The 9,984-nt window shown below is 44.4% G+C and carries 8 protein-coding genes; 5 read left to right on the top strand and 3 right to left on the bottom strand.

Going from position 1 to position 9,984, the window contains the following annotated elements:
* Nucleotides 1-214: 214 nt before the first annotated feature.
* A complete protein-coding gene (locus AB4513_RS13795) occupies nt 215-2,224 on the bottom strand; it encodes an NADPH-dependent 2,4-dienoyl-CoA reductase (RefSeq protein WP_009848709.1) in 2,010 nt (669 codons plus the stop codon).
* Nucleotides 2,225-2,503: 279 nt separating this feature from the next.
* Between AB4513_RS13795 and sppA the strand changes: the two genes are divergently transcribed.
* On the top strand, nt 2,504-4,354 hold the full coding sequence (sppA, locus tag AB4513_RS13800) for a signal peptide peptidase SppA (protein ID WP_009848710.1): 1,851 nt from the start codon (nt 2,504-2,506) through the stop codon (nt 4,352-4,354).
* Nucleotides 4,355-4,472: 118 nt separating this feature from the next.
* Nucleotides 4,473-5,489: an asparaginase gene (gene ansA, locus AB4513_RS13805; RefSeq protein WP_102257910.1), complete on the top strand. Its 1,017-nt coding sequence runs from the start codon at nt 4,473-4,475 to the stop codon at nt 5,487-5,489.
* 147 nt (nt 5,490-5,636) lie between these two features.
* Here ansA and AB4513_RS13810 read toward each other — a convergent pair whose 3' ends face one another.
* Nucleotides 5,637-5,918 (bottom strand): YeaC family protein, encoded by a 282-nt coding sequence (locus AB4513_RS13810; RefSeq protein ID WP_009848655.1) that lies wholly within the window; start codon nt 5,916-5,918, stop codon nt 5,637-5,639.
* A gap of 113 nt (nt 5,919-6,031) precedes the next feature.
* Between AB4513_RS13810 and AB4513_RS13815 the strand changes: the two genes are divergently transcribed.
* Nucleotides 6,032-6,838, top strand: a complete 807-nt coding sequence (locus tag AB4513_RS13815; RefSeq protein ID WP_009848656.1) for a DUF2989 domain-containing protein — start codon at nt 6,032-6,034, stop codon at nt 6,836-6,838.
* A gap of 179 nt (nt 6,839-7,017) precedes the next feature.
* On the opposite strand, the gene msrB is transcribed toward AB4513_RS13815, so the two are convergent.
* Complete coding sequence (msrB, locus tag AB4513_RS13820; protein ID WP_009848657.1) at nt 7,018-7,416, bottom strand: peptide-methionine (R)-S-oxide reductase MsrB; 399 nt, start codon at nt 7,414-7,416, stop codon at nt 7,018-7,020.
* 358 nt (nt 7,417-7,774) lie between these two features.
* Between msrB and gap the strand changes: the two genes are divergently transcribed.
* Together gap and AB4513_RS13830 are read left to right on the top strand one after the other, a co-directional pair.
* Complete coding sequence (gene gap, locus AB4513_RS13825; protein WP_009848658.1) at nt 7,775-8,770, top strand: type I glyceraldehyde-3-phosphate dehydrogenase; 996 nt, start codon at nt 7,775-7,777, stop codon at nt 8,768-8,770.
* 242 nt (nt 8,771-9,012) lie between these two features.
* Nucleotides 9,013-9,897 carry a D-hexose-6-phosphate mutarotase gene (locus AB4513_RS13830; RefSeq protein ID WP_009848659.1) on the top strand — a complete coding sequence of 295 codons (885 nt, stop codon included), beginning with the start codon at nt 9,013-9,015 and terminating at the stop codon, nt 9,895-9,897.
* The last annotated feature ends 87 nt before the right edge of the window (nt 9,898-9,984 follow it).

Below are 9,984 nucleotides of genomic sequence, written 5' to 3' on the forward strand. Positions count from 1 at the left end.
TAATTGAACTGTAGCACAGAACACAAACGATAATAAATCTCAACGGCTGTCTATTTGAAGCAATATTTGAAACGACACTAGAAACAACAAAGGCCCCTAAATCTATGACTTAGGAGCCTTATTTATCTGTCTAGTCCAAGCTTAGTTACCCGTCTAGTTCAGCTTATTGAACTTTCTGATTCAAACTTATCAAACGAGAACATTCTGTTTGTTGTTAAAGCTTAATAGCTAACTCAACACCTTGGCGAATCGCACGCACGGCATCCAGTTCACCCGCGTAATCGGCACCGCCTATCACGTGTAGTTTGCCACCAAACTCTTGCCACATGTCTTCGAATGGACGAACCGAAACTTGGCCCGCACACACGATAACGGAATCGGCATCGAGTACCTGATCTTTCTTACCAACGCTAATATGCAGACCTTGGTCGTCAATCTTGTTGTAGCTCACGCCACCAAGTAAGTTCACACCACGTTTTTCTAATGTGCGTTTATGAATCCAACCTGTAGTCTTACCCGGGCCTTTACCCACTCGACCGGCTTTACGCTGCATCACCCAAACCGTTTTATCACTGAACGAATCAGGGTAAGGATAAAGTCCACCTGGGTGCTCCATATTCTTATCAATGCCCCACTCATGCAGCCAGTCGTCCAAGCTATGAGAAGTCGGCTCTGTCAGCATAGTTGCCACATCAATACCAATACCACCGGCACCAACAATCGCGACTTTTTCTCCTACTGGTGTCTTTTCACGAATCAAGGTTTGATAGTCGACTACGTTTTCTTGATCTATCCCTTCAATATCAAGCTTTCTGGGTTCAACACCAGCAGCCATCACGACTTCATCGTACTTCAACAACATCTCAAACGTCGCTTCAGTATCCAGTTTTAAGTTCACGCCTGATGCATCTATTTGGTTAGCAAAGTAACGAATCGTTTCTCTGAACTCTTCTTTACCCGGAATCTGCATTGCCAATCTAAATTGTCCACCGATGCGGTCATTTTTCTCAATCAAGTCAACTGTGTGTCCACGCTGCGCTAACGTTGTCGCACAAGCTAGACCTGCGGGGCCAGCACCGACTACGGCAATAGTTTTAGTGGCTTGAGCAGGTTGCACAACAATTTCAGTTTCGTAACAAGCGCGAGGGTTAACTAAGCAGCTCGCTCTTTTACCTTTGAATACGTTATCAAGACAAGCTTGGTTACAACCGATACAGGTGTTAATGAACTGCGCTCGGTCTTGAGCGGCTTTATTAACAAAGTCAGGGTCAGCCAAGAATGGACGAGCCATTGATACCATGTCGGCCTGTCCTGAACTAAGGATACGCTCGGCCTCTTCTGGAGTATTGATGCGGTTACATGTCACCACTGGGATCGACACGTATGGTTTCACTTTTTCCGTCACCCAAGAGAAAGCACCACGTGGTACCTGAGTCGCAATCGTAGGAACACGAGCTTCGTGCCAACCGATACCAGTGTTGATAATGGTCACGCCCGCTTCTTCAAGCTTCTGAGCCAGAAGGACAACATCTTCGAATGTGCTGCCTTGCTCAACCAAATCCAGCATCGATAAACGGAAAATAATGATGAAATCTTTACCCACCGCTTCGCGAATCGATTTAACGATCTCTAGCGGGAAACGCATACGCTTCTCATAAGAACCGCCCCATTCGTCATAACGCATGTTGGTACGTTTACAGATAAATTGGTTAATCAAGTAACCTTCGGAGCCCATGATCTCTATGCCGTCATAGCCAGCAACCTGAGCTAGCTCTGCACTGTTGGCAAAAGCACCGATGGTCTTTTTAATTTGACGAGGGCTCATCTCACTCGGTGCAAACTTAGCGATTGGCGCTTTGATGCCCGAAGCACTTTGCGCGAATGGGTGCATGGCATAGCGGCCAGCATGTAGCAACTGAAGGGCAATTTTACCTCCATGCTTATGCACGGCCTCGGTAACAACTTGGTGAGCTTTAGCGTGCTTAACTTTACTGAACTCAGCACTAAATGGGGTCAATCTGCCACGTAAATTAGGAGAGAAACCACCGGTAACAATAAGGCCAACGCCTCCTTTTGCTCGCTCTTCATAAAACGCGGCAAGCTTGTGGAGGCCTTCTTTATTTTCTTCTAAACCCGTGTGCATTGATCCCATCAATACACGGTTACGTAACTGAGTAAATCCAAGATCGAGTGGTTCGAGTAAATGTGGGTACATGGCAGACATCACTTCTATTATTATATCCTTGTGGTCTGACCACAATATAACTCAATCACCAAAAGTTCAAACAACCGTTTACATTTTTGTAACACCGATCATAATGCAGGACGCATTAATCGTTCAGAAACCCTTAATTTGACTACACTTAATGAGAATATATATCGATTAACAATTCTTGGTGTAGTTTGAGCTAGGGAATTATCGTAGGATACTAAGCAGTTCATATTATTGAGATTAATAGTACTGTTGCTTGTTAAAGCCACGTGATCTCACTGCGGAGACATAATGAAAAAGATATTCAAATTTATAGGCATGATCTTTAAAGGGATTTGGAAGCTCATCACGTTTGTGCGTCTTGCGCTGGTTAACCTTTTCTTTTTACTCAGTATCGCCATCATCTACTTTGTATACTTCCACTCAGACACAACTCAACCCACTGTTCCACAGGAATCGGCTTTAGTACTTAACCTGTCTGGCCCTATCGTGGAGCAAAGTCGCTATATCAATCCGATGGATTCGGTCACGGGTTCACTGCTTGGCAAAGACCTTCCAAAAGAAAATGTCCTGTTTGATATTGTTGAAACAATTCGCTACGCCAAAGACGATGACAAGGTAACTGGTATCGTTTTAGCACTGAAAGAGTTGCCAGAAACCAATCTGACCAAGCTGCGCTACATAGCTAAAGCACTTAACGAGTTCAAAGCAACTGGCAAACCAATTTATGCGGTAGGTGACTTTTATAACCAAAGCCAATACTACCTAGCCAGCTACGCAACTAAAGTCTTCTTATCGCCTGACGGCGGCGTGCTGCTTAAAGGCTATAGTGCTTACTCGCTATTCTACAAAACTCTATTAGAGAAGCTTGACGTAAATACACATGTATTCCGCGTCGGTACTTATAAGTCTGCAATCGAACCTTTCATTCGCGACGATATGTCAGACGCAGCGAAAGAGTCAGCTTCTCGTTGGTTAGGTCAACTGTGGGGAGCATACGTTGATGACGTAAGCAACAACCGCCAGATCGATGCTAAAACCTTGAACCCAAGCATGGACTCTTTCTTAAAAGACCTTGAGTCGGTTGATGGCGATATCGCAAAACTGGCAGAGAAGCTTGGTTTAGTTGACGAACTGGCAACTCGCCAACAAGTTCGTCTAGAGCTCGCAGACGTCTTCGGCAGTGACGGTCAAGACAGCTATAACGCGTTGGGGTACTACGAGTACCGTACAACCATGCTTCCTGACCTAACAAGTGAATCGCACGATGTCGCTGTAATTGTTGCTAGCGGCGCAATTATGGATGGCAAACAGCCACGTGGCACCGTTGGTGGTGATACCACGGCCGCACTACTTCGCCAAGCGCGCAACGACGACAAAGTAAAAGCGGTTGTACTTCGTGTAGACAGCCCAGGTGGTAGCGCGTTTGCTTCAGAAGTTATCCGCAATGAAATAGAAGCGATCAAGCAAGCAGGTAAACCTGTTGTGGTTTCTATGTCTAGCCTTGCCGCTTCGGGTGGTTATTGGATCTCGATGGGCGCAGACAAGATTTTGGCTCAACCAACCACACTAACAGGCTCGATCGGTATCTTCAGTGTTATCACGACCTTTGAGAAAGGCTTGAACGATATCGGCGTTTACACCGATGGCGTTGGTACGTCGCCTTTCTCTGGCCTTGGTATTACAACAGGGCTTAGCGACGGCGCGAAAGATGCGTTCCAAATGGGCATTGAAAACGGTTACCGCCGATTCATCAGCCTAGTTGGAGAAAACCGTGGCATGGAAGTCGATACTGTAGACAAGATTGCTCAAGGCCGAGTATGGACAGGCCAAGATGCAATCGAGAAAGGTCTAGTCGATGAAATTGGTGATTTTGATGATGCGATTACAGCTGCGGCTTCACTTGCAGAGCTTGAAACCTACAATATCTACTGGGTAGAAGAGCCTCTTTCAGCCACTGAACTATTTATTCAAGAATTTATGAACCAAGTTCAGGTGTCGATAGGCCTTGATATTCAGTCAATGATTCCAAGCAGTTTACAGCCTATTACTCAACAGTTAGCCCAAGATAGCCAACTGTTAGGTAACTTTAACGACCCACAAGGCCGATATGCTTTTTGCTTAAACTGCCAAGTTCAATAAGATAAGCTCAACGCTTTGTTATCAAGAGGCGCCTCTGTGTGAGGCGCCTCTTTTTATTGCATGATAATTCGCTATAATCGCCCCCCTGTTCCCTATATCACACTAAGTATTAATCGCCATGGAAAGAAAACACATCTATATCGCGTATACCGGCGGCACAATTGGCATGCAGAAGTCTTTGGACCACGGCTATGTCCCAGTCGCAGGTTTTATGGATAAGCAGCTAGCAGGCATGCCTGAATTCCATCGCCCAGAAATGCCTGAGTACACCATTCATGAATACTCTCCATTAATGGACTCTTCAGATATGACGCCACTTGATTGGCAGACTATCGCTGATGATATTCGCGCGAACTACGATAAGTACGATGGTTTCGTTATCCTGCACGGTACAGACACTATGGCTTACACCGCCTCTGCTCTGTCTTTCATGCTGGAAAACCTCGGCAAACCTGTGATTGTTACGGGCTCTCAGATCCCATTAGCAGAATTACGTTCAGACGGACAAGCAAACCTGCTTAATGCTCTGCACATTGCAGCGAACTATCCGATCAACGAAGTGACACTGTTCTTCAACAACAAGTTGATGCGCGGTAACCGCAGTACAAAATCACACGCTGATGGCTTCAATGCGTTTACCTCTCCAAACCTAACTCCATTGCTAGAAGCGGGTATCAATATCCAGATCAGCAATAACGTTAAGGTAAACGAACAACCTGAAGGTGCTTTCAAGGTTCATAACATTACTCCGCAACCCATCGGTGTAATTACAATGTACCCAGGAATCTCGCATGAGGTGATTCGCAACACGCTACTACAGCCTGTAAATGCAATGATTCTGCTTACTTTTGGTGTTGGTAACGCACCGCAAAATCAAGAACTACTTCAACACTTAAAAGATGCCTCAGAGCGAGGTGTGATTGTGGTGAACCTAACTCAGTGTTTGGCAGGTAAAGTCAACATGGGTGGTTACGCGACGGGTTGTGCACTAGCAGAATCGGGCGTTATCAGTGGTTACGATATGACACCAGAAGCATCACTGGCGAAATTACATTATCTATTGAGCCAAGATTTAAGCTACGAAGAAGTGAAGGCTCAAATGCAACAAGTGTTACGCGGTGAGATGAGCTTATAAGCCTATCCTGCGATTCGTTTAGCCGAGGGCTTACCTTTAATCAAGCCCTCACGTAAACCTGAACTAAATCGTATTATTGTTTATAAATAAACAGCTTAACAGTCAAAAAGGGGTGGCACAGTGCCACCCCTTTGTTGTAATTTAAGCCTAATGATTAGGATTAACTCTAACAATATCTTCTTGGTCGGACTTAAACTGCTTCTTTAGTTCAGACTTTGATTTAAAGCTAATTTCTCCGCCGGCTGCAATTGTCATATGTTGAGCTTCAGAGTTATGTTTCGATTGATACAACATAACCGCCTGCATACACGAGTCGCGCTGCTCTTTAGAGAGCGCCGTTCCTTCTGGCCATTTCCCCGTTTCAACTGCATAGTTTAAACGTTCGTAGACCTCGGGGGTCATTGCGCTAAGAAGTTGTTCTGCATCCATGGTAAGGCCTTAGTTTTAACAATTTTCACCAGAAAATAACCCGTATCAGAATTGAGTCAAGAACCTGACTGAAAATAAGTGTATTTGATCACAAGTGAAGGAATATGAAAATTATGAAATGGTTGGTACTAAGCCTATTGCCTTTCACTCTGGTTGGGTGTTTTGACGGGAACAAAAATACCGCTCAATTGTGCGAAAGCAACCCGTGGCTTCAGTGTGAAAAGTTAAATATGAACGACGGACAGTGCCGTGTCGCACGTACCGACCTCGTCTGGCATCGATTTGAAGCAAAAGAAAACCCCAGCGATACCAATAAGATTAAAGAATTCGAATTAGTCTCTGCTTACAAAAAGTGTCTAGAGCTTGCTGCACAGATCGAAACGATTGATCAATCCAAACTTCAAGAACGTCGCTTCATCTCCTTAATGAATAGTATCGAAGAGTCTGAACGTATTGTTAACGAACTCTCGCGATCAAATACCCCGGAAACGCTTTATTTTATGTGGTCACAAACTGGGGATACCAACGCAAGACGCAGTTTCCTGCAATTAGAAGGGACAGAAGCATTAAACACAGCAGAGATGCAATATGCGCTAGCCACTTTTTATACTACCCGTGACCATGAAAAAACGCTTAAGCTACTCAATAATGCGTTAACGCTTTCTAATGGTTCGAAGGTCAACACCGAGATCTTCAAATCGATGGCGAGTATCAACCACAGCCTTGGGCATATGGAAAAAGCGTACGTCTGGGCAATGGTTGCCAAGAACTTTGATGTGCCTATTGCTTCGGAAGCAGAACTTACCGTGTTGTACCGTTTCGATGAGTCAACATACGAACAACTAAATGAAGACGCGGACAATATAGTCGACGCTATTGAAGATGAGGTTTACAGCCCTTCGATTGTCCCTCGTTACTGATCGCACTGTTCTCGTTTTCTAGTCCAAACGTTCTATTCACGAGCTTTCAAAAAAACAGCTACCATGATGGTAGCTGTTTTCGTTTGTGCTAGAAATAACTCTGAAATACTGAGCTACTGGGCAGTTCAGTACCACTCAATCAACAAATACGCCTGTAAGGATTAGACAATTGTGACAAGTTATTTGGTAGTTTCGTCATTTTTGTTGAAAATTAACGACACAGAATTAACACAGAACCGTTCACCGGTTGTCTTCGGACCATCAGGAAAAACGTGACCTAAATGGCTATCACAAGCGGTACAACGGATCTCTACACGCTTCATTCCGTGACTTAGATCTTCTATATAGCGTACTGCTTCATCATTCACTGGGGCATCAAAGCTTGGCCAACCGCACCCTGAATCATATTTGTTATCCGACAGAAACAAAGGGCTTTCACAGCATGTGCAGCTATAGACACCCGTCTTATGGTTGTGCAGTAACTTACCGCTATATGGGGCTTCGGTACCACGTTGACGACACACAGAAAATTCATCGTCCGTTAGGCGTTCACGCCAGTATTCATCAGGCTTTATCATATTTCCTCCCTTTTGAATCACGTTAATATCTCTCCACATTATCAGTTATTATATTTACTTTTTTCTATAAAGGCTTGCATATGAGTCGTTTTGTAGCACATACTTTCTCACCAGGAAACATTGTACATATACACTCATAAGTGAATCATCATTTAGAGGTATTTTACCCAACTGGAAGGGTACAGAGCCACTCGCAATGGTCAATTTTCAACCACTTACACCCAATTGTTAAGAAAAGCGTCGCTTTTTTTTGACATTAAACAAGTTAAGTCGGATTATCTATTGCAGATGTATACTGGATTCTGTAATTTTACTACCAGTTATCTTTAATCAGAAATTAAGTTGTGGAGCAACTACAATGACTATCAAAGTAGGTATTAACGGTTTTGGCCGTATCGGCCGTTTCGTATTCCGCGCAGCTCAAGAGCGTGCAGACATCGAAGTAGTAGGTATTAACGATCTAATCGACGTAGAGTACATGGCATACATGCTTAAGTACGACTCAACTCACGGCCGTTTCAACGGTACTGTTGAAGTTGAAGGCGGTAACCTAATCGTTAACGGTAAAACTGTACGTGTTACAGCTGAGCGTAACCCAGAAGACCTTAAGTGGGATGCTATCGAAGTAGACGTAGTTGCTGAAGCAACTGGTCTTTTCCTAACTGACGAGACTGCACGTAAGCACATCACTGCTGGCGCTAAGAAAGTAGTTCTTACTGGTCCTTCTAAAGATGCAACTCCAATGTTCGTAATGGGCGTTAACCAAGCATCTTACGCTGGTCAAGACATCGTTTCTAACGCTTCTTGTACTACTAACTGTCTTGCACCTATCGCTAAAGTACTTAACGATAAGTGGGGCATTGAGTCTGGTCTTATGACTACAGTTCACGCTACTACAGCAACTCAAAAAACTGTAGATGGCCCTTCTGCTAAAGACTGGCGCGGTGGCCGTGGTGCTTCTCAAAACATCATCCCATCTTCAACTGGTGCTGCTAAAGCTGTAGGCGTTGTTCTTCCAGAACTAAACGGCCTTCTAACTGGTATGGCTTTCCGTGTACCAACTGCTAACGTATCTGTAGTTGACCTAACTGTTAACCTAAAAGAAGCTGCATCTTACGAAGAAATTTGTGCTGCAATGAAAGAAGCTTCTGAAGGCGAAATGGCTGGCGTTCTTGGTTACACTGAAGACCAAGTAGTATCACAAGATTTCATCGGTGAAGTTCAAACTTCAGTATTCGATGCTAAAGCTGGTGTTGCTCTAACTGACAAATTCGTTAAAGTTGTATCTTGGTACGACAACGAAATCGGTTACTCAAACAAAGTTCTTGACCTAATCGCTCACATCTCTAAGTAATTTCTTTTTAGAAATAGCTTTAGATAAGCATTAGCGAAGACTGTTTTGAGCAGACTTTGAAAAAGGCGACCTTAGTGTCGCCTTTTTAATACCCGCTATCTTTTAAACCGCGTCTGTCTAAGCTCATCAAGATAGCCCACACGTAAAATTCAATTCTAATACTGACTCTGCTTGTTACTCATGAAAAATCAAGCATCACTCTAGTCAGCATTTGAATTCAATTTCCTTAGAAGGATCATGTAATGGATTTATCTACTCTACCTGCACTGTCGGTACTTTCTGACAACGTCACTATCGTTGAGCACGAAGGTGTAAAACTAGTTCGTGTTATCCACGATAAAGCAAACGCAGCGATTTCGTTGTTTGGTGGTCATGTCGTGTCATTCCAACCGCAAGGTCAAGAAGACCTAATTTGGATGAGCCAACAAGCTAAATTCGATGGCAAAACGGCTCTGCGTGGTGGTATTCCAGTATGTTGGCCTTGGTTTGGTCGCATTGCAGCCCCAGCACATGGTTTTGCACGTTCAAGCGAATGGCAATTGGTTGAGCACCGTGAAAGCGAAGCTGGCGTGATTGTTAGCTTAGGTCTGAAGCCAAGCGAAGAGACGCTAGCAGTATGGCCTCATCAGTTTGATGCACGTTTGAATGTTGAGATCGGCGAGCAGCTAAAAGTAACGCTGGACGTGAAGAACACTGATTCTCAGCCATGGACTTTCTCTGGTGCACTGCACACTTACCTAAACGTTGGCGATATTCACAACACAACCACAACGGGTATGGGTGCTGAGTACATTGATAGCCTACAAGGTGGCAAGATCTGCCAAGGTGGTGCTGAACTGGTACTGACTGACACGATTGACCGCGTTTACACGCAACCAGAAACGCAAATCTTTGTTGCTGACAAAAAGCTGGATCGCACACTAACGGTTGAAAACCACGGTCATAACTCTGCGGTACTTTGGAACCCGTGGGCGGAAGGGGCTGCAAGTATGGGCGACATGCAAGACGACGGTTATCTAACCATGATGTGTGTCGAGTCAACACTGCACGCACCAAGCCTAGAAGCAGGCAAAACGTTACAGCCTGGCGAAAGCCACCAGCTGATTACAGTGATTGCTTCGAAATAAACTTAAAGCTACGCCAATTAGATACGAAAATGCAGCCCATGAGCTGCATTTTTATTGCCCCTAACCCTCTCTATCTCTATCTCTATC

It is taken from the genome of Vibrio sp. 10N.222.54.E6 (genome assembly GCF_041473955.1).
Lineage (GTDB): Bacteria > Pseudomonadota > Gammaproteobacteria > Enterobacterales > Vibrionaceae > Vibrio > Vibrio tasmaniensis_A.

Coding starts and splice junctions, on each gene's coding strand:
- AB4513_RS13795 (WP_009848709.1), bottom strand. CDS start 2,224: ATGTCTGCCATGTACCCACATTTACTCGAACCACTCGATCTTGGATTT.
- sppA (WP_009848710.1), top strand. CDS start 2,504: ATGAAAAAGATATTCAAATTTATAGGCATGATCTTTAAAGGGATTTGG.
- ansA (WP_102257910.1), top strand. CDS start 4,473: ATGGAAAGAAAACACATCTATATCGCGTATACCGGCGGCACAATTGGC.
- AB4513_RS13810 (WP_009848655.1), bottom strand. CDS start 5,918: ATGGATGCAGAACAACTTCTTAGCGCAATGACCCCCGAGGTCTACGAA.
- AB4513_RS13815 (WP_009848656.1), top strand. CDS start 6,032: ATGAAATGGTTGGTACTAAGCCTATTGCCTTTCACTCTGGTTGGGTGT.
- msrB (WP_009848657.1), bottom strand. CDS start 7,416: ATGATAAAGCCTGATGAATACTGGCGTGAACGCCTAACGGACGATGAA.
- gap (WP_009848658.1), top strand. CDS start 7,775: ATGACTATCAAAGTAGGTATTAACGGTTTTGGCCGTATCGGCCGTTTC.
- AB4513_RS13830 (WP_009848659.1), top strand. CDS start 9,013: ATGGATTTATCTACTCTACCTGCACTGTCGGTACTTTCTGACAACGTC.